Below are 19,856 nucleotides of genomic sequence, written 5' to 3' on the forward strand. Positions count from 1 at the left end.
GCGTCTTAACTGGTCACACGCGTATCAGGGGGAATTCCAATGAGCTTTGGAAAAGGCTGTCATCTGCATTTGGTCGACGGGTCGGCCTTTATTTTTCGGGCCTATCACGCGCTTCCTCCGCTGACGCGAAAATCCGACGGGCTGCCCATCGGGGCGGTGGCCGGGTTCTGCAACATGCTGTTCAAGTTTGTCGAGGACAACGCCGGTGCCGACGCGCCCACTCATGTCGCGGTGATCTTTGACCATTCCGGCAAGACCTTCCGCAGTGACATCTACCCCGAGTACAAAGCCAACCGCCCCCCGGCACCTGAAGATCTGCGTCCTCAGTTCCCACTGACCCGCGACGCCACGCGTGCCTTCAACATCGCCTGTCTTGAGGTCGAAGGATTCGAGGCGGATGACATCATTGCCACCCTCGCGCGTCAAGCGAACGAGGCGGGCGGGCGCGTGACCATCCTGTCCTCGGACAAAGACCTGATGCAGCTTGTGGGCGGTGGGGTCGAAATGCTCGATCCGATGAAGAACAAACGCATCGGTGTTGAAGGGGTCGAGGAAAAATTTGGTGTTGGCCCCAACCGAGTGGTCGACGTGCAGGCACTGGCTGGCGACAGCGTGGACAACGTGCCCGGAGCGCCCGGCATTGGCATCAAGACCGCAGCACTTCTGATCAACGAATACGGAGACCTCGACACACTTCTGGAACGCGCCGGCGAAATCAAGCAGCCCAAGCGCCGACAGACGCTGATCGAGAATGCCGATCAAATCCGCACCAGCCGCGAGCTGGTCAAGCTGGATGATCAGATGGATCTGGACATGACGTTCGAAGATTTCGAACTGAAAGACCCTGAACCCGAAACGCTTTTGAGCTTCCTTGCCGAGATGGAGTTCCGCACGCTGACCAACCGCGTCGCAGGCAAGCTGGGGATGGACGCGCCCGAGATCGCGCAGCCTGAAGGCGGCGACGCGCCTGCGACCGTGGAAATGCCTGCCATCGACCCCGAGAAATACGAATGGGTCAAAGACATGGACGCGCTTGGCGCGTGGATCGACCGCGTCTATGCCCGCGGTTATGTGGCCTTCGATACCGAAACCACCGGTCTGAACGAAATGCTGGTCGATCTGGTCGGGATCTCGCTGGCCGTCGATCCAGGCGAGGCTTGCTATATCCCGCTGACTCACAAAAGCAGCCAGGCGGATGACCTTTTTGGCGGCTCGGAACTGGCCGAGGGGCAATTGCCACTGGATCAGGTCATTGCCTCACTGAAACCGATGCTCGAGGATCCTGCGATCCTGAAAATCGGCCAGAACATGAAATACGACGCGAAGATTTTGGCGCGCTACGGGGTGAATGTCGCTCCGATCGACGACACGATGTTGATGTCCTACGCCCAGAATGCGGGCCTGCACAATCACGGCATGGACAAGCTGTCAGAAGTGTACCTGTCGCACACCCCCATCTCGATCAAGTCTCTGCTTGGGACGGGCAAGTCTGCCATCACATTTGATCGCGTGCCGCTTGATGACGCGGTGAAATATGCGGCCGAGGATGCGGACATCACGCTGCGTCTATGGCAGATTCTGAAGCCACGCCTGCACAGCAATCACGTCACCCGCGTCTATGAGCGTTTGGAACGTCCGCTCGTGCCCGTGTTGGCTCAGATGGAAATGACGGGCATCAAGGTCGACCGCGAGGTGCTGTCGCGCATGTCCAACGCCTTCGCCCAGAAAATGGTGGGCTACGAGGCCGAGCTGCATGAAATCGCGGGCCGCGACTTCAATGTGCAATCCCCTGCGCAGGTGGGTGAAATCCTGTTTGGCGAGATGGAGCTTCCGGGCGGCAAGAAAACCAAGACCGGCCAGTGGTCGACCCCCGCAGATGTGCTAGAGGACCTCGCCGCCGAACACCCTTTCGCCGCGCGTGTTCTGGACTATCGCCAGCTGCAAAAGCTGAAATCGACCTATACGGACGCTCTTCAAGATCACATTCACCCGGAAACGGGTCGTGTTCATACGTCATATCTGCAGTCCGGGGCGAACACAGGCCGCATGGCGTCCAGTGATCCGAACCTGCAAAACATCCCTGTGCGCTCGGAAGAAGGCCGCCGCATCCGCGAGGCGTTCATTGCGCCCGAAGGCACCAAGCTGATCAGCCTCGACTACAGCCAGATCGAGCTGCGCATTCTGGCCCATATGGCCGATATCGACGCGCTGAAACAGGCCTTCCGCGATGGCCACGACATCCACGCCATGACGGCGTCCGAGATGTTCGATGTGCCGCTGGACGAGATGACGCCGGACATCCGTCGTCAGGCCAAGGCGATCAACTTCGGTGTGATCTATGGCATCTCGGGGTTCGGTCTGGCCCGCAACCTGCGCATTCCACGCTCCGAGGCGCAGGGCTTCATCGACCGTTATTTCGAACGCTTCCCGGGCATCCGCACATACATGGACACCACGGTCGAGTTCGCCAAGGAACACAAACGGGTTGAGACCCTGTTTGGCCGCCGCATCCACACGCCCGAGATTGGTGCGAAAGGCCCGCAGGCAGGCTTTGCTAAACGCGCAGCGATCAATGCGCCCATTCAGGGCACGGCCGCCGACATCATCCGTCGCGCCATGATCCGCATGCCGGATGCCATCGCAAAGCTGCCCGCCAAGATGCTCCTGCAAGTCCATGACGAACTGATCTTCGAAGTCGAGGAAAACGCCGTGGACGAGGTGATCGAGACCGTCCGCCACGTTATGGAAGGTGCGGCAGAACCCGCGATCAAACTGGATGTGCCTTTGGTTGTGGACGCAGGTATTGGCATGAACTGGGCGGAAGCGCACTAAGCGCCTTCGGGCCTAGTGCCCTCCTGCACATTGGCGGTGATCGCCAAAGGCCGACAAGACCGAGCACTCGTCTGTGCCATCGCAGCTATCTTTGATCCGCACCAGTTCGGCCTCAAGCCGTTTTAACCGGGCGATCCGGTCACGCACCTCGTCCAGATGCTCAGCCGCAATCCGGTGGCTTTCCGCGTGGTTGCTGGGCGCGATGGTCAGAAGGTGGCGGATCATATCAATCGAGAGCCCAAGATCCCGGGCGTGCCGGATGAAGTGCAGCCGGTCCAACCCCTCTTGCGAAAACCGCCGCTGGTTTCCCTCGGTGCGCTCTTCCGCTGTGATCAGTCCCATCTGCTCGTAATAGCGGATGGTTGGCACCTTTACCCCGGTGCGGGTGGAAATCTGACCGATGGAAAACATGTGCTTTTCCTCTTGAACCTCTAGGGACTAGAGGAATTATATCCAGTTGTGATAGGAACAACACCCGGAACCGGAGCGCTTTCATGCCCCATGATCACAGCCACTCGCATGGCCACCATCACCATCATCACATTGACCCAGAAGCAGGAGATATGCGCGTCGGGCTGGCCGTCGCGGTAAACGTCTTTCTGACGTTGGCGCAGATTGTCGGCGGGCTGCTGTCAGGATCGGTCGCACTGATTGCGGATGCCATTCACAACCTATCGGACGCCGCATCTTTGGCGATTGCCTTCTTTGCCCGCAAAATTGCGCGCCGACCCACCGACGGGACGATGACCTTCGGCTATAAACGGGTCGAGCTGGTGGCCGCACTGATCAACCTGACCACGCTGATCGTGATCGGGATTTATCTGGCCTATGAGGGCGTGATGCGCTTCTTCAACCCGCCCGAGGTGACCGGGTGGTTGGTCATCTTCGTGGCGGGCATCGCGTTGGTAGTGGACGCAGTGACAGCATTGCTGACATGGCGCATGGCGAAGGAAAGCGCCAACATTCGGGCCGCCTTTTTGCACAATGTGGCAGACGCACTGGGGTCGGTTGCGGTGATCATTGTGGGCGTGTTGATTGTGGCGTTCGACTGGCATCTGGCAGACCCGATTGCGACGCTGGGCATTGCGGCTTACGTGATCTGGATGGGCCTGTCCGAGCTGAAAGGCGTGGCACATATCCTGATGCTGGGCGCGCCGCAGGGCATTGATGTGGAGGAGGTTTTGTCGGGGATGGAGGCCGTGCCGGGCGTCGAGAACGTGCATCACCTTCATCTGTGGCAGATCAGCGAGGATGTGATCTCGCTTGAGGCGCATGTTGTGGTGAAAGGGGATAGCTGGTCCGACGTCCTTCCGGTGAAAGCTGCTGTGAAGGCACATCTGGTCGAGCGTTGGGGGATTGCTCACGTCACGTTGGACATGGAAAGCGCGGACGCGGCCTGTGATACACCACAGCGGATCGGGGGAGCCAAGCCGTCGCTTGGCTAGATGATCAGCTTGGGGTCGAAGCCGCGGTCTTCCATCTGGGCGTAAAGCGCATTCAGGCCCTTGTCGCGCTCTTCCCGGAAACGCTCGCCGGTGGTGAAACCTTCGATCCGGTCGACGCGGAACATGCGGAAGTCTTCGCGTAGCTCGCACCAGCTTACCACCGTCCACCCATTGCGCCACAGCCACAGGGCCAAGGGGCGGATGGTGCGGGTGGATTTTGCACCTGCCTCGTCCGCATAGGTCATAATCAACCTCAACCGCGCATCGATGGCGCTTTCGATTTGGTCGATGAAATGACGGTCACGATCCGAGGGGCGCAGGGTGGGGCCGGCGTGGATCTCGACCCGCTTGGCTTGTGCTTCCAGCGCTTCCGGCAGTACGGCGCGAATTTTGATCAGGGCTTCGCGGGCGGCGGTTGCCATCGCGGCCCCACCCATCCGCTCTAGCAGGTGGGTGCCTGCGATTACGGCCATGATCTCGTCGCGGGTGAACATGAGCGGCGGCATGTCATAGCCCGCCCGCATCACGTACCCGACGCCCGCTTCACCTTCGACGGGCACGCCCGATCCAATCAGGTCAGCGATGTCGCGATAAATCGTGCGCTCGCTGACCTCGAGTGTTTCGGCCAAATCGCGCGCCGTGGTCAGCCGACCGCCTCGAAGCAGCTGAACAATCTGGAAAAGGCGGTCGGCACGGCGCATGGATCAGGCTTTCGGTTCAAACATACCGATCGCATTGCCATCGGGGTCAGAGGCATAGACGAAGCGCCCCATGGGCAGCGGGATCGGGTCGCTGGTCACTTTTCCACCTGCGCCTTCGCACCGCGCAATCGCGTCTTCCAGCGCGTCCGGCACCACCATATGCACCGTCGGGCCGCTGCCTTCAATCGAAGGCTTCCCGACATAAAGATGTCCGCCGCCCGGCGCATCGGTGCCGCCAAAATCTGCCATCGGAATGGGGCCGGTCGTGTCGATCTTCATCGTCCATTTGAAGACAGTGCCATAAAAATCAACAGCTTTTTCCAGGTTCGAGACGGGGATCTCGCTCCAGCATACAATCGTGGGTGTCATCGGGTCTTTCCTTCCATCAATGTTGATGAGGCGGTTGTGACATACCCCTCCTGACAGCGTAGTGTCAGGAGCCTGTCAGTCGAACCCCTTTATCCATGACAGCCCGTCTTCCGTAGGCCCGGCGGGGTGATATTCGCCACTAACCCAGCCGTCATAGCCTTCGTCATCCAGTTGCCGGAACCACGCGGGATAGTCGATCACACCAGCCACGGGTTCGTGTCGGTCAGGCAGGCCGCCTACCTGAATATGTCGGGTCAAATGTTTCACCTTCTTCCACGTGGCGGGCATGTCGCCGGTGATCTTGTGGGCGTGATAAGCATCAAATTGCAGACCCAGATTGGGAGCAGCGACCTCGGCCAGAATGTCTGCTGCCAAATCATAGTCCGACAGGAAATAGCCCGGCATGTCGTCACGGTTGATCGGCTCGATGGTCAGGCTTTGCTTTGGGGCTTGGGCGCTGGCCCATTTCAGGTTTTCGACAAATGCCGCACGGGCCGTATGCCCGTCCGCCGCGCCCGCCATGATATGCAGATGCGTTGCGCCAAAGGCCTGCGCAAAGCGTAGTGCGCGCTTGAAGTCATAGCGAAACCGATCCTGCCCGCCCGGTACGGCTGCAAAGCCGCGAGGGCCACCCGTCCAGTTGGGCGGAGGTGTGTTGATCAACACCATGTGAAGCCCATTTGCAGTCAACCGTCGCTGAATTTCCTGCGCCGCGTCGTCATAGGGGAACAGCACCTCTACTGCCGTAAATCCGGCCTCGGCAGCGGCCTCGAACCGGTCGAGATACGGCAGTTCAGTGAACAGAAGGGTCAGGTTGGCGGCGAAACGGGGCATGGCGGGCTTTCAGTATTTTGCGGGTAGCAGAGACAAGCTTGCCGATGGCGGCGCTTGACGCAAGGCCTAGGTGATGTAGGATTCCGGCAATTTAAAGGGGTTTTCCATGCGATTTATTCCCGCCCATTTAGCAGTCGTCGCCGTCGTTGCTTTGTCAGCCTGCCAATCCGATCAGGGAAACGTCAATGCCCGTGGCGGGGCCAGTTTCTGTGATCGTCTGATTGAATGGCAGAAGGTTGAGGGCAAGGAAGGCACCAAACGCGCTGTCACACGGCCCGAGATTTGCGCGCTGAGCCAACCAGGCGCCCTGTGGTTTCGCTCCAAGCAAGTCAGTGGGCAGCTGAAAGGGCGCGAATACTGGCTTCTGGTGCCGCCCAATGATCCGCATATCAGCCAGAATGCAATCACGGGCTGGGATCTTCAGGTGCGCCCATTCAGTTATGCGCACGAGTTCTTTTTGGTGCGCAAAGACGGCGCCCGCCTTCAACCCGCCATTGCCCAAAATGATTGCCCTCGTAAGGCGGTCGGATTGGAAGGGGTTAAAGGCGGAAAGCGGTATTGTCTGACGAACTGAGCCCGCGCGCGGTTAACTGCGGGGGTCCAGTAGACGGGCCATGACAGCGTCTGAGGTGATCCGCCCGACGGGTTGCCCCGCTTCGGTCACGCTGATCTCGTCTTGGCCAGCTAACGCTTTCATCACCACATCCACGTGGTCTGCCACGTCAACGCTGACCGACGCCGCCGAGGCTCCGTCCGCCATCACATCACGCGCTGTCAGCACGCCCAGTGGGTTCATGTGCGCCACGAAGTCCGCCACGTATTCGTTCACGGGATTTGTGAAGATGTCACGGGGCGTGCCGCATTGCACGATACGTCCGCCTTCCATGATCGCGATGCGGTCGCCCAGTTTGAACGCCTCGTCCAGATCGTGGCTGACGAAGATGATGGTGCGCTTCAGACGTTGCTGAAGTTCGATCAGCTCGTCCTGCAGACGGGCGCGGATCAGAGGGTCGAGGGCTGAGAAAGGTTCGTCCATCAACAGGATTGGAGCTTGGGTCGCGAAGGCACGTGCCAGACCCACACGCTGTTGCATCCCGCCTGACAGCTCGCCCACTTTGCGATTGGCCCACTCGCTGAGATTTACCAGCTCAAGCTGTTCGTCCACCCGAGCTTTATGTTCGGCCTTTCCCATGCCGGCAAGTTCCAGCCCCAGCCCGACGTTTTCGCGGACGGTGCGCCACGGCAGAAGGCCGAATTGCTGGAATACCATCGCCACGTGGTTTTGCCGGATGCGGCGCAATGTACCGGCGTCGGCATTGGTGACGTCCACCAGTCCGTTGCCGTCATTCACGCGCACGCAGCCGCGTACAACAGGGTTCAACGCATTCACGCCGCGCAGAAGGGTGGACTTGCCCGAGCCGGACAGGCCCATAAGCACAAGGATTTCGCCTTCGGCTACCGAGAGCGAACAATCGTGGACGCCCAGCACCTGACCGGTTTCCGTTTTTACGATCGAACGATCTTTGCCCGCGTCCATTGCTGGCAGAGCACTTTTCGGCTTGTCGCCGAAAACGATCGAGACATTGTCAAATTCTACAGCGGTCATGATTTGCTCTCCACACGCAGCATTCGGTCAAGGGCGATGGCAACCGCCACGATGACCAATCCGCTTTCAAAGCCCAGCGAGGCGTTCACTGTATTCAGGGCACGCACCACCGGCACACCAAGGCCGTCCGCGCCAACAAGAGCCGCGATAACGACCATCGACAGTGACAACATGATGGTCTGGTTCAGGCCCGTCATGATTTGCGGGAAAGCCGAGGGAAGCTCGATCTTCCACAGGGTTTGCATCCGAGTCGCACCGAACGCCTGTCCTGCTTCGGTCAGCGCCGTTGGCACTTGGCTGACGCCCAGTTGGGTCAGACGGATCGGTGCGGGAATGACGAAGATGAATGTGGCCACAAGACCCGGCACCATGCCGATGCCAAACAGCACGATCATCGGGATCAGGTACACAAAGGTCGGGATCGTCTGCATCATATCCAGAATAGGCAGGATCCCTTGGAAGAAGCGCGGACGATGGGCGGCATAAATGCCGATCGGCACACCAACGCCCATACAGAACAGGACCGAGAAGACGATCAGCGTCAGGCTTTCGGTGGTCTCTTCCCAGTACCCTTGGTTCAGCACGTAAAGGAAGCACAGCACGACGACGATAACGCGACCCCAGCTGCGTTGGATGTAGAAGGTCAGCGCCCCCAGCATCGCCACGATCAGCAGGGCAGGCGGGTATTGCAGCAGCCAAAGGAACCCGTCGATCCCGTCGCTGAGCACGTCGTCGACGAAGTCAAAGAAGGGGCCAAATGCATCGGTCAGCCAGTCAAATCCATCCGAGATGGTTTTGCCGACCGGAATTTTGGTATCTGTCATCCAGTCCACGTGTCAGTGCCTTTCATTTAGGGCCAGGGCAAGGCCAGAGAAGATCAGGAAACCGCCAACGCCCTTGTTCAGGTTGTGCAGGCGGTTCGGGGTCAGAAGGCCTTGGAAGCCTGCGCCAAACCCCGCGTATAGCGCAACGGCAAGACACTCGAGCACCAAGAACAACCCGCCCAGAAGCGCGTATTGCGGGGCGAGCGGTTGGGTAAGATCAGTGAATTGCGGGAAGAAAGCGGTGAAGATCGCGATGGCTTTTGGGTTGCCAATGGCGATCAGGAAGTCGCGGCGGATAAGCGTTGTGACCGGTTCGTCCGATCGGGCATAGATCTCGGCCTGCGGTTTCGCGCGCCACATGCGCCACCCAACATAGACTAGATAGGCCGCGCCCGCATATTTCACCGCGTTGAATGCGGTTTCCGAGGCGGCCAGAACAGCTCCCAGACCAATGCCGACCAAAAGGATCATTGCTGCGAAGGGCAGCATACGGCCCATTCCACCAGCGAGTCCTACCAAAAGCCCACGCCGCGCGGCGTTCGAGAATGCCAACACATTATTGGGCCCCGGCGCAATGTTAAGCGCGAAGCAGGCCGGAATGAACAAGGCAAGCGTGGCAAGTGTCATATCTGGTTCTTCAGGATGTTCGAAAAGAAACGCGCCGGGGATAACCCCGGCGCGTTCCAAATCGTGTTGGGTTTACATGCCCAGCGAAGCTTTGACTGCAGCCACGGCATCGCCACCGTCTTTGGTGGTCACGCCGTCCAGCCATGCCATGTAAGCATCGGGGTTGGCGGCCAGCCATGCTTTTGCAGCGTCGGCGGGATCTTGGCCGTCATTCAGGATGGCGCCCATGATCTCGTTTTCCATTGCCAGCGAGAAGCTGAGGTTTTGCAGCAGCTTACCGGTGTTGGCGCATTCAGCGACGTAACCTGCACGGGTGTTGGTGTCGACCACGGCACCACCCAGATTGGGGCCGAAGAAATCGTCGCCGCCGGTCAGATAGGACATCTCGAAGTTGGCGTTCATCGGGTGGGGTTCCCAGCCAAGGAAGACGATCGGCTCGCCTTTTTTGTCGGCGCGGGCAACCTGTGCCAGCATACCCTGTTCCGAGCTTTCAGCCACTTCAAAGCCCTCAAGGCCAAACGAGTTGCCGTCGATCATCGACTGGATCAGGCGGTTGCCGTCATTGCCCGGCTCGATGCCATAGATCTTGCCTTCCAGCGCATCTGCTTTGGCGGCGATGTCAGCGAAATCCTTGATGCCCATATCGGCTGCGGCCTTGTTTACGGCCAGCGTGTACTTGGCGCCTTCAAGGTTGGTGCGCACGGTGTCGACGGTGCCAGCTTCACGGTAAGGGGCAATGTCGGCTTCCATGGTGGGCATCCAGTTGCCCAGGAATACGTCAATGTCACCCTCGGCCATCGAGGTGTAGGTCACAGGCACGGACAGGACCTTGATGTCGGTCTCGTAACCCAGTGCTTCCAGAACAACGGTGGTTGCTGCGGTCGTGGCGGTGATGTCGGTCCAACCCACATCCGAGAAGGTCACTTCATCACAGTGGCCATCTGCAAAAGCAGTGCTGGCTGCAGCTGTAAGTGCAATAGCGGAAAGAGTGGTTCTAAGTTTCATGTGTTCGCTCCCTGTTTTGGTGCGGTTTTGCTTGGCCGGGGCCTGCTTACACAGACCTCTCGGCGTGACCCTAACGCAGGCTGCGCAAAGGTGGAACCGGCTTCATTGGCGCAGACGGTGCTTTTTATTGATTGACGAGTCAATTAAAAAAAGCAACCCTGTCTTACCGCAAATCGGAGAGGCATATGCCAAAGCTGGGGATGGAACCCATTCGGAAAGGCGCGCTGGTGCAGGCCACGATCGACGAGATCGGCCGCGCTGGAAGCCTTGACGTGACCGTGACGCAAATCGCCAAGCGCGCTGGAGTATCCAGCGCCTTGGCGCATCACTATTTCGGTGGGAAGGATCAGATCTTTCTAGCCGCGATGCGTCACATTCTGTCGGTCTATGGCGCGCAGGTGCGTGCTGCCGTGTTGGGGGCAAAAACCCCACGCGAGCGGGTCGAGGCCATCATTCGCGCCAACTTTGAAGCGGGTAACTTCCGCCCCGAGGTAATCAGTGCGTGGCTGAATTTTTATGTGATGTCTCAAAGCAATGACGGTGCGCGGCGACTTCTGCGCGTCTATCAGCACCGGCTGCATTCGAACCTTGTGCATGATCTGCGCCCCTTGGTGAGCGATGACGCGCACGAGGTGGCGGATACGCTGGCCTCGATGATTGACGGGCTCTATATCCGCCACGCCCTTCGCGAAGAAACCCCAAGCGGCAAACGCGCCTGTGATCGAGTTCTGGCTTGCCTTGATATCATTTTGGAGACCCACGCATGACCTCGCCGAATATCCTGATCATTATGGTGGATCAGTTGAACGGGACGCTTTTCCCGGATGGACCAGCGGATTGGCTGCATGCTCCTAATCTGAAAAAACTGGCCGAACGTTCGGTCCGATTTAAGAACGCCTATACCGCCAGCCCGCTTTGCGCGCCGGGGCGGGCCAGTTTCATGTCGGGCCTGCTGCCGCGCCGGACCAAGGTCTATGACAACGCGGCAGAATTCGCGTCTGACATTCCGACCTATGCGCACCACCTACGCCGCGCGGGCTATCAGACCGCGCTGTCTGGCAAGATGCACTTCGTTGGCCCCGACCAGATGCACGGCTTCGAGGAACGTCTAACTACCGATATTTACCCCGCCGATTTCGGCTGGACGCCCGACTATCGCAAACCAGGCGAGCGGATCGAATGGTGGTATCACAACATGGGATCCGTCACGGGGGCCGGGGTCGCCGAGATCTCGAACCAGATGGAGTATGATGACGAGGTGGCGTACAACGCTTGCGCCAAACTTTATGATCTGGCGCGCGGTCATGACGATCGCCCGTGGTGCCTGACCGTCAGCTTTACTCACCCGCATGATCCCTATGTTGCGCGTCGCAAATATTGGGATCTCTACGAGGATTGCGACCACCTGCTGCCCGAAGTGCCCGCGATGGATTATGAAGATCACGACCCGCACGCACAGCGCATTTTCGATGCCAACGACTGGCGCAATTTCGACATCACCGAAGAAGATATCCGCCGCTCGCGCCGCGCGTATTTCGCCAATATCTCGTATCTGGACGACAAGGTCGGCGAGATGCTGGATATTCTGGAAAGCACCCGCCAAGAGGCGACCATTCTGTTCGTCTCGGACCATGGCGACATGCTGGGCGAGCGTGGGTTGTGGTTCAAAATGAACTTCTATGAAGGCTCGGCGCGCGTGCCGTTGATGATCTCGGCACCGGGGCTTGAGCCTGGGCTGGTCGAGACGCCCGTTTCGACGCTGGACGTCACCCCCACCATGGCCGATCTGGCCGGGATTTCGCTGGACGAAGTGAAGCCGTGGGTGGATGGCGAAAGCCTTGTGCCGCTGGCGGGGGGCGAAGAACGCACCAGCCCTGTGGCGATGGAGTACGCCGCCGAGGCGTCCTATGCGCCGCTTGTGTCACTGCGCTATGGCAAGTGGAAATACAATCGCTGCGCGCTGGACCCGGATCAACTGTTTGATCTGGAAGCCGACCCACATGAGTTGGTGAATCTGGCCGAAGATCCTGAACATCAGGGCACGCTGACTTCGCTGCGCGCGAAGTCGGAAGCCCGCTGGGATCTGGACGCGTATGACAATGAAGTGCGTGAAAGCCAGGCCCGCCGCTGGGTGGTCTATGAAGCCCTGCGCAACGGCGCATACTTCCCATGGGACTATCAGCCGCTGCGCAAAGCGTCCGAACGCTACATGCGCAACCACATGAACCTCGACAATGTTGAAGAGAATGCTCGCTTCCCCCGTGGCGAGTAACCCCTGAACTGACGGAAATACAATGCAAGCAGAATACATCATCGTTGGCGCCGGCAGCGCAGGCTGTGCAATGGCCTATCGGCTGGCGGAAGCAGGTAAACGAGTTCTGGTGATTGAACATGGCGGCACCGATGCCGGGCCGTTCATTCAGATGCCCGCGGCGCTGAGCTATCCCATGAACATGAAGACCTATGACTGGGGCTTCCAGACCGAACCCGAGCCGCATCTGGGTAACCGCACGCTGGTGACGCCGCGCGGCAAAGTCGTTGGTGGGTCTAGCTCGATCAACGGGATGGTCTATGTGCGCGGCCATGCGAAGGACTTTGATCACTGGGCCGAGCAGGGCGCAGATGGCTGGTCCTATGCCGACGTGCTGCCATACTTCAAACGGCAGGAAAGCTGGCATGACAGTGGGCATGGCGGCGACGCAGATTGGCGCGGCACCGATGGCCCGTTGCACGTAACCCGTGGTCCGCGCAAGAACCCGCTGTTTCACGCCTTTGTCGAGGCCGGGAAGCAAGCGGGCTATCAGGTCACCGACGACTATAACGGGCAGAAACAGGAAGGCTTCGGCCCGATGGAGCAGACCGTTTGGAAAGGTCGTCGATGGTCAGCGGCCAACGCCTATATTCGTCCCGCGTTGGAACGGGAAAACTGCGAACTGATCCGCGCCTTCGCCCGCAAGATTGTCATCGAAGATGGACGCGCGGTGGGTGTGGAAGTGGAACGCGGCGGCAAGATCGAAGTGATCCGCGCCGAGGCCGAGGTGATCATCGCGGCAAGTTCGATCAACTCACCCAAACTGCTGATGCTTTCGGGGATCGGTCCGGCGGCGCATCTGAACGAACACGGGATCGAGGTTGTCGCCGACCGCGCTGGTGTTGGCCAGAACCTGCAAGACCATCTTGAGGTCTATATGCAGTATGCCTCGAAGAAGCCGATTACGCTCTATCGCTATTGGAACCTCGTCTGGAAGGGTATTCTTGGTGCGCAGTGGCTGTTTACCAAGACCGGTCTGGGCGCGTCGAACCAGTTCGAAAGCGCGGCCTTCATCCGCTCGCGTAAAGGGGTCGAGTATCCGGACATCCAGTACCACTTCTTGCCGATCGCCGTGCGTTATGACGGTCAGGCAGCAGCGGAAGGCCACGGGTTCCAGGCGCATACCGGGCCAATGCGGTCGCCATCGCGTGGGGAAATCACGCTGAAATCGGCGGACCCGAAAGATGCCCCGCGCATCTTCTTTAACTACATGTCGACCGATCAGGATTGGGAGGACTTCCGCACCTGTATCCGCCTGACCCGCGAAATCTTCTCGCAACCCGCGTTCGAGCCCTTTGTGAAATTCGAGATCCAGCCGGGCAACGCGCTGCAAACGGATGACGAGATCGATAGCTTCATCCGCGAACACGCCGAAAGCGCCTATCACCCTTGCGGGACGTGCCGCATGGGCCGTGCCGATGATCCGATGGCGGTGGTCGACCCGGAACTGCGGGTGATCGGAGTTGATGGACTGCGTGTTGCCGACAGCTCGGTCTTCCCGCGCATTACCAACGGCAACTTGAACGGTCCGTCGATCATGGTTGGGGAAAAGGCGTCTGACCATATTCTGGGCCGTCGTCTTCCATCTGCAAATGACGAACCGTGGATCCACCCAGATTGGCAAAATTCACAGCGATAAGTGCGTGACTTGATCCCTGTCAAAGCGGGGGGTGTTTGGTGGACGCAAACTCCCCCTGACTTTTGACAGAGGAGACACGCGAATGTCACATACCCCGCATGAGCTGAACGAGGAATTCCCCGAATTCGTCGAGAAAATGAGCGAAATGAAGCAGTCAGATGCGCATTTCTCGAAACTGGCGGACGATTACCACGACGTGAATCGTGCGATTCACCGCGCCGAAACCAATGTTGAGCCGACCGACCAGTTCAACGAAGAAGACATGCGCAAAAAACGCGCAGCCCTGAAAGACGAAATCTATCGGATGCTGTCGGCTGCCTAAACGCCGCCATTACGAGGGACAGAAGGCCGGGCATTGCCCGGCCTTTTTCATTTGCGGTGGATGGCTTGCAGCCATTCGTTCAAGGGCGATAGGACGTTCTTTTGCCAGATCGACGTGTGGCCGGCCCGCTTTCGTGTCGCCAGAACTTTGTTCTTGGCCGGAGACAGCTGATACAATCGCTCGCCCATTCGATAGGGAACCGTTCCGTCTTTTTGCCCGTGCATAATGAAAGTTGGCACCTTCACGCTTTGGATCGCGCGTTTCGATGGCCACAAATCGGTCCGACCCGCAACGAAGGGCAGAAGGGCGGGGTTCTTGGAGGCCGTCAAATCCACCAAAGACGTATAGGGGGCTTGCAAGATTAGCGCCGAAGGCGGGTTGGCGCGCCCCGGTTTGCCAGCTGCAATCGCAACAGCTACTCCTGTGCCAAGACTTTCGCCCATAAGGATGATCTGCTTGCTGCCTGTCAGCTTGGGAATGTCCCGGTACAATTGGTTTGCGAGGTTTTGGATCTTCTGACGGCTGGGCTGACCTTTGCTGCCTGCCATGCCGGGATAGGCCATGGCAACCACACCGTATCCTTTGTTCAGGAACCAACGAAACTTGTGGCCGCGTGTATAGAGGTTCCCGCCAGAGCCGGGCAGATACATCACTGTTGGTTTGCCCTTTCTGGGTTTCCCGACCCAAAGCACCAGTCCTTCATAGATCACCTCTTTCAGGCGTTCATCGGTTTTGGCCGGATCGCGTCGCTTCTCGTTGAACTGGTAGAAAATGCGGCGTTCATGCTTCGTCGCGAAGCTTTCGGCATGCACCGGCTTCGGAGCTGAAGTGATCAGAACGGTCAGGGCCAGAAGGACCGGAAGGAAGAACTTGTTCATCTCGAAATCTCGTAAGGAAGCGTTCCGCGAGAATATGGGTCGACTTGCAACTTACGTTCAAGGGGAGGAACCGAGCGCTGGTGACACAACTGGCGTTCGCAGATCCGACATGAGATGCCGATTGGTTCAAATGCAGCATCGTTCGAGACATCTAGATCATCCGCATAGACCAAGGCGCCCGCATGTTTCACCTCGCACCCCAGCCCGATTGCATAGCGGCGCACAGGCGCATCAAAACTGCCGCCGGATTTGGTGACATTCCGGGCCAAACAGAAGTAACGTACCCCGTCAGGTGTCTGCGCCAGCTGACGCAGAAAACGTCCTGGGGTTTCAAAGGCTTGGTGGACATTCCATAGGGGGCAGGCGCCGCCGAAACGGGCGAATTGCAGACGTGTGGCCGAGTGGCGTTTGGTGATCGTACCGGCTTGATCTACGCGCACGAAAAAGAACGGGATGCCCTTTGATCCGGGACGCTGCAACGTAGACAGACGATGGGCGATCTGTTCGATCGACGCCCCGAACCGATCTGCCAGCCGTTCAAGGTCATGGCGCGTCTCGTGGGCGGCAGCAAGAAACTGCTCATAGGGCAGAAGGGTGGCCCCCGCAAAGTAGTTTGCAAGCCCCAGTTTGGCGATGGCGCGGGCTTCCTCGGTCTGGAAGCGTGCGAAATCCAGCGTGGCTTCCAGCAGGGCGTCCTGCGTCAGAAGCGCCACCTGCATCAGCAATTGGAATTCCTGTGTCGCACGCGGGGGGCGGGTCGACAGGGTCAGCTCTCGGCGCTCGACGTCATAGCTGCGCACTTTGTCGACATCCTTGCGGTTCAAAGAGATGCCGCGGTCGTTCAGTACGGACTCGGCCATCGCCGCCTGATTCAGACCGCGCGCCTTGCCGGTCTGCGCAAAATGTTCGGCCGCGCGATCCACGGCATCAATATAGTTGTCGCAATAGTGAAAGAAGTCGCGGACTTCTTCCCAAGGGCTGGCTTGGTTGGGGGTGTCCTCGGCGCCAATGCTTTGATCCATCGACGCAAGCCGCTCGTGTCCAAGTCTGTAGGCGCGGTGCAGCTCGAGCAGAGCATGGGCGAGGGCAGGGGCATTCGACGCAGCAAGTCGCAAATCCGCCAAAGGGGGAATGTCAGAGAAGACAGGGTCGGCGAACGCCTCGCGCATGTCCGTGACCAGCCGTTCCGCGTCGCCGGTAGACAGCTCGGCCACATCGAAGCCAAATTCCTGCGCCAGCGCCAACACCACCCCTGTTGAAACAGGGCGGTTGTTGTTTTCCATTTGATTGAGATAAGGAAGGCTGACGCCCAGCTTTTCTGCGAAAGCTTTTTGGGTCAGGTTCAAGCGGGACCGGATCTCGCGCAGTTTGACGCCTGCATAGAGCTTTTGGGTGGCCATCGCGGTCTCCTGAGTTCGCATATTTGCAATTTGCACTAGCATACTTGCATTTAATTTGCAAATTCGCCCCTTTTTGCTTCCCGCTGCCGCTTGGTCAGGCTAGTTTGCGGCGAAATCAAGGAGTGCCGCCAAATGAAAGATATTCTCCAAGAACTTGAAAGCCGCCGCGAGAAAGCCCGCCTTGGGGGCGGTCAGCGTCGGATTGATAGCCAGCACAAGAAGGGCAAGTTGACTGCCCGCGAACGTGTGGAACTGCTGTTGGACGAGGACTCGTTCGAAGAGTTCGACATGTTCAAAGCCCACCGCTGCACCGAATTCGGTATGGAAGCCGATAGGCCTGCGGGCGACGGTGTCATCACCGGTTGGGGCACGATCAATGGCCGCTTGGTCTATGTGTTCTCGCAGGACTTCACCGTGTTCGGTGGGTCGCTGTCGGAAACCCATGCTGAAAAGATCTGCAAGATCATGGACATGGCGATGCAAAATGGCGCGCCTGTGATCGGCATCAACGATTCGGGTGGTGCGCGTATTCAAGAAGGTGTGGCGTCGCTTGCCGGGTACGCCGAAGTGTTCCAGCGCAACATCATGGCTTCGGGTGTGGTTCCGCAGATTTCGGTAATCATGGGCCCGTGCGCAGGTGGTGCCGTTTATTCGCCCGCCATGACTGACTTCATCTTCATGGTGAAAGACAGCTCGTACATGTTCGTGACCGGTCCCGACGTTGTAAAAACCGTGACCAACGAAGTGGTTACAGCAGAGGAGCTTGGCGGCGCCTCGACTCACACCAAGAAGTCCTCGGTCGCCGATGGCGCGTTTGAGAACGACGTGGAAGCCCTGTCGGAAGTTCGCCGTCTGGTCGACTTCCTGCCGCTGAACAACCGCGACAAAGCGCCGGTACGTCCGTTCTTTGACGATCCAGCCCGCGTGGATGCCAGCCTTGATACGCTGATCCCGGACAACCCGAACTCGCCCTATGACATGAAAGAGCTGATCGCCAAGCTCGCGGACGAGGGTGACTTCTTCGAGATCCAAGAAGACTACGCTAAGAACATCATCACCGGTTACATTCGCCTGGAAGGGCAGACCGTGGGTGTTGTGGCCAACCAGCCGATGGTTCTGGCTGGCTGCCTGGACATCGACAGCTCGCGCAAGGCAGCCCGCTTTGTACGCTTCTGTGACGCATTTGAAATTCCGATCCTGACATTGGTCGACGTGCCGGGCTTCCTGCCGGGCACCAGCCAAGAATATGGCGGCGTGATCAAGCACGGTGCGAAGCTGCTGTTTGCCTATGGTGAAGCCACTGTGCCGAAAGTTACGCTGATCACCCGTAAAGCATACGGTGGTGCCTATGACGTTATGGCGTCCAAGCACCTGCGCGGTGACTTCAACTACGCTTGGCCGACTGCCGAGATCGCAGTTATGGGTGCGAAAGGCGCGACCGAGATCCTGTACCGTTCGGAACTGGACGATGCCGAGAAGATCGCTCAGCGTACGCAGGACTATGAAGACCGCTTTGCCAACCCGTTTGTGGCGGCCGAGCGTGGCTTCATCGACGAGGTCATCCAGCCGCGTTCGTCGCGTCGCCGGATCAGCCGTGCCTTCGCCTCGCTGCGTGGCAAGAAGCTGGAGAACCCCTGGAAGAAGCACGACAATATTCCGCTGTGATCATGGGTCGCACGGCGGGATATCTGGGCCCGCGTGGCCTGACCGGGGTGGCGGCTGCCGCTGCCACCCTGGCCCTATCCCTAACCGTGCCCACGACATGTGCAGCGTCGCAAGAAGACTGGTTTGACGGTACGCCACTTGAGGTTCCGTCAGGCCAAACGGTCACCCTGCTTGAAGTTAGGCAGCAGGATGGCAACCAAGAGGGATCGGCACTACATGTCCGGTTTCTGGCGCCCGAGATTTCCCGCAACACGGGACGCATAGCATTCTCGCAGGCGGAAGAAGATATGGCTGTGATCTGTCAGGACTATGTGCTGCCGCATTTGTCCAAGATCACGGATACAGAGCCAGAGCAGATCGTGATCGTTCTGGCAGATCGTTGGGTCGAGTTCGGTGTCTCGGACATGGATGCGACCCAGTTTTTCGAAGCTTTCCGCCCCGAAGACGGGGTGTGTGTTTGGGACGGGTTCTAATGGCACTGCCTTACATGTTGAAGCACAAGGGCTTCCCCGGGCGTCTTGCGGGTACGGACTTTCAGTTTGTCATCCGTCGGCCCAGCAAGACGGGCGCGACGAAGCTTGCTGCGCGCGAACGCTACGCCGACCGCAAGCCGGCGGATCGACGTGCGGACAACGGCTTTATGAAAGCGCTCTGGGACAATTTCGGGGACCAGCCGTTCGAGCGGGGCAACCTGGATGCTGGGCGTCTGTCGTGGCTATTCAATCGCGAGGTACTGCCAGCACAGGATCCGTTTGACCCAGAAGACTATGAAGCCCTTCTTGTGATCGATGAAGCCCGTGCGCGGGCCTCGTTTCCGGACGCATTCGAGGAACAATAGGCATGAATTCGCCCGCATTGAACACCAATTGGCAAAAAACAGCCCAACCGGACATGACGCGTCTGGACGGGGCTTGCGCATGCCATGGTTCATGCCAACATGTAACACACGCAGAGAGCAAATCCCCGTTCTCTGCAATGGTTTGTCGAAACCATTACCCTTCCCCTTCTTCTACCCGGTTCAGTGCTTCGGCATCTGGATCGGGTCTTTTTTCGCCCATTGATAGGCGTTCGCGCCGTGTTCAGCGCTCGCGCCACGCTTTGCGCAACGGGTCAAGAAAATATGCCTTGGGCACCACCCGCTATCAGGGCACAATGACTGCCAAAATCAACTCTGAAAGAGGCAGTCACACATGCAGTACAGAAAGCTTTTCGTGGGGGCGTTTGCCCTTGCCGTTCTGGCGGGATGCCAGTGGAACGACCTGCAGCGCGCCGGCGTGGGCGCAGCCACGGGCGCAGTGGTCGCAAAAGCAACCAGCGGCAACCTTCTTACCGGTGCAGTCATCGGTGCAGGCGCAGGTGCGCTTTGCGATGACGTGGGCGTCGGTATCTGCAACTGAT

21 protein-coding genes are annotated in these 19,856 nt (G+C 58.8%); 11 read left to right on the top strand and 10 right to left on the bottom strand.

Going from position 1 to position 19,856, the window contains the following annotated elements; all coding sequences use genetic code 11:
• Positions 1-39 precede the first annotated feature (39 nt).
• On the top strand, positions 40-2,832 hold the full coding sequence (gene polA, locus ALP8811_RS03200; protein ID WP_108855732.1) for a DNA polymerase I: 2,793 nt from the start codon (positions 40-42) through the stop codon (positions 2,830-2,832).
• A 12-nt stretch (positions 2,833-2,844) separates the two neighbouring features.
• Here the strand turns inward: polA and ALP8811_RS03205 are convergent, their stop codons facing one another.
• Positions 2,845-3,243 (bottom strand): MerR family transcriptional regulator, encoded by a 399-nt coding sequence (locus tag ALP8811_RS03205; protein WP_108855733.1) that lies wholly within the window; start codon positions 3,241-3,243, stop codon positions 2,845-2,847.
• A gap of 83 nt (positions 3,244-3,326) precedes the next feature.
• Between ALP8811_RS03205 and ALP8811_RS03210 the strand changes: the two genes are divergently transcribed.
• Positions 3,327-4,277 carry a cation diffusion facilitator family transporter gene (locus ALP8811_RS03210; RefSeq protein WP_108855734.1) on the top strand — a complete coding sequence of 317 codons (951 nt, stop codon included), beginning with the start codon at positions 3,327-3,329 and terminating at the stop codon, positions 4,275-4,277.
• Here ALP8811_RS03210 and ALP8811_RS03215 read toward each other — a convergent pair.
• The 3 genes from ALP8811_RS03215 to ALP8811_RS03225 all read right to left on the bottom strand — a co-directional run bounded on the left by ALP8811_RS03215 (position 4,274) and on the right by ALP8811_RS03225 (position 6,181).
• Complete coding sequence (locus ALP8811_RS03215) at positions 4,274-4,978, bottom strand: helix-turn-helix transcriptional regulator (RefSeq protein WP_108855735.1); 705 nt, start codon at positions 4,976-4,978, stop codon at positions 4,274-4,276. The two genes, ALP8811_RS03210 and ALP8811_RS03215, sit on opposite strands and share 4 nt — an antisense overlap.
• Positions 4,979-4,981: 3 nt before the next feature.
• Positions 4,982-5,347, bottom strand: a complete 366-nt coding sequence (locus tag ALP8811_RS03220) for a VOC family protein (RefSeq protein ID WP_108855736.1) — start codon at positions 5,345-5,347, stop codon at positions 4,982-4,984.
• 75 nt (positions 5,348-5,422) lie between these two features.
• Positions 5,423-6,181, bottom strand: coding sequence for a hydroxypyruvate isomerase family protein (locus tag ALP8811_RS03225; protein WP_108855737.1), 759 nt, complete (start codon positions 6,179-6,181; stop codon positions 5,423-5,425).
• Positions 6,182-6,287: 106 nt separating this feature from the next.
• On the opposite strand from ALP8811_RS03225, the gene ALP8811_RS03230 reads away from it, so the two are divergent.
• A complete protein-coding gene (locus ALP8811_RS03230; RefSeq protein ID WP_108855738.1) occupies positions 6,288-6,755 on the top strand; it encodes a hypothetical protein in 468 nt (155 codons plus the stop codon).
• Between the two features lie 12 nt (positions 6,756-6,767).
• On the opposite strand, the gene choV is transcribed toward ALP8811_RS03230, so the two are convergent.
• The 4 genes from choV to choX all read right to left on the bottom strand — a co-directional run bounded on the left by choV (position 6,768) and on the right by choX (position 10,243).
• Positions 6,768-7,787 (bottom strand): choline ABC transporter ATP-binding protein, encoded by a 1,020-nt coding sequence (gene choV, locus ALP8811_RS03235; protein ID WP_108855739.1) that lies wholly within the window; start codon positions 7,785-7,787, stop codon positions 6,768-6,770.
• Positions 7,784-8,620 carry a choline ABC transporter permease subunit gene (gene choW, locus ALP8811_RS03240; protein WP_245924538.1) on the bottom strand — a complete coding sequence of 279 codons (837 nt, stop codon included), beginning with the start codon at positions 8,618-8,620 and terminating at the stop codon, positions 7,784-7,786. The genes choV and choW overlap by 4 nt, the downstream gene beginning before the upstream one ends.
• Positions 8,621-8,623: 3 nt before the next feature.
• Entirely contained in the window at positions 8,624-9,238 is a 615-nt protein-coding gene (locus tag ALP8811_RS03245; protein ID WP_108857410.1) for a LysE family translocator, read from the bottom strand.
• A 72-nt stretch (positions 9,239-9,310) separates the two neighbouring features.
• Entirely contained in the window at positions 9,311-10,243 is a 933-nt protein-coding gene (choX, locus tag ALP8811_RS03250; RefSeq protein WP_108855740.1) for a choline ABC transporter substrate-binding protein, read from the bottom strand.
• Between the two features lie 185 nt (positions 10,244-10,428).
• Here choX and betI point away from each other — a divergent pair, with 185 nt between their 5' ends.
• The 4 genes from betI (at position 10,429) to ALP8811_RS03270 (ending at position 14,515) form a co-directional block, all read left to right on the top strand.
• Positions 10,429-11,010, top strand: coding sequence for a choline-binding transcriptional repressor BetI (betI, locus tag ALP8811_RS03255; RefSeq protein ID WP_108855741.1), 582 nt, complete (start codon positions 10,429-10,431; stop codon positions 11,008-11,010).
• Complete coding sequence (gene betC / locus ALP8811_RS03260; protein ID WP_108855742.1) at positions 11,007-12,515, top strand: choline-sulfatase; 1,509 nt, start codon at positions 11,007-11,009, stop codon at positions 12,513-12,515. Before betI ends, betC begins: the two co-directional genes overlap by 4 nt.
• 22 nt (positions 12,516-12,537) lie before the next feature.
• Positions 12,538-14,193: a choline dehydrogenase gene (gene betA, locus ALP8811_RS03265; protein ID WP_108855743.1), complete on the top strand. Its 1,656-nt coding sequence runs from the start codon at positions 12,538-12,540 to the stop codon at positions 14,191-14,193.
• Between the two features lie 82 nt (positions 14,194-14,275).
• The gene (locus ALP8811_RS03270) at positions 14,276-14,515 is read left to right on the top strand and encodes an HP1242/YdcH family protein (RefSeq protein WP_108855744.1); all 240 of its coding nucleotides are present in this window, start codon (positions 14,276-14,278) and stop codon (positions 14,513-14,515) included.
• Between the two features lie 47 nt (positions 14,516-14,562).
• Here the strand turns inward: ALP8811_RS03270 and ALP8811_RS03275 are convergent, their stop codons facing one another.
• Together ALP8811_RS03275 and ALP8811_RS03280 are read right to left on the bottom strand one after the other, a co-directional pair.
• A complete protein-coding gene (locus tag ALP8811_RS03275; protein WP_108855745.1) occupies positions 14,563-15,393 on the bottom strand; it encodes an alpha/beta hydrolase in 831 nt (276 codons plus the stop codon).
• Positions 15,390-16,793, bottom strand: coding sequence for a helix-turn-helix domain-containing protein (locus ALP8811_RS03280; RefSeq protein ID WP_108855746.1), 1,404 nt, complete (start codon positions 16,791-16,793; stop codon positions 15,390-15,392). Before ALP8811_RS03280 ends, ALP8811_RS03275 begins: the two co-directional genes overlap by 4 nt.
• A gap of 132 nt (positions 16,794-16,925) precedes the next feature.
• Here ALP8811_RS03280 and ALP8811_RS03285 point away from each other — a divergent pair, with 132 nt between their 5' ends.
• From ALP8811_RS03285 to ALP8811_RS03300, 4 genes are all read left to right on the top strand, one after another.
• Positions 16,926-18,458, top strand: a complete 1,533-nt coding sequence (locus tag ALP8811_RS03285; protein WP_108855747.1) for an acyl-CoA carboxylase subunit beta — start codon at positions 16,926-16,928, stop codon at positions 18,456-18,458.
• Positions 18,459-18,460: 2 nt separating this feature from the next.
• A complete protein-coding gene (locus tag ALP8811_RS03290; RefSeq protein WP_108855748.1) occupies positions 18,461-18,931 on the top strand; it encodes a DUF6497 family protein in 471 nt (156 codons plus the stop codon).
• A gap of 14 nt (positions 18,932-18,945) precedes the next feature.
• Positions 18,946-19,296, top strand: coding sequence for a hypothetical protein (locus tag ALP8811_RS03295; RefSeq protein WP_108857411.1), 351 nt, complete (start codon positions 18,946-18,948; stop codon positions 19,294-19,296).
• Positions 19,297-19,648: 352 nt separating this feature from the next.
• A complete protein-coding gene (locus ALP8811_RS03300) occupies positions 19,649-19,855 on the top strand; it encodes a YMGG-like glycine zipper-containing protein (RefSeq protein WP_108855749.1) in 207 nt (68 codons plus the stop codon).
• The last annotated feature ends 1 nt before the right edge of the window (position 19,856 follow it).

This window comes from Aliiroseovarius pelagivivens (assembly GCF_900302485.1).
Lineage (GTDB): Bacteria > Pseudomonadota > Alphaproteobacteria > Rhodobacterales > Rhodobacteraceae > Aliiroseovarius > Aliiroseovarius pelagivivens.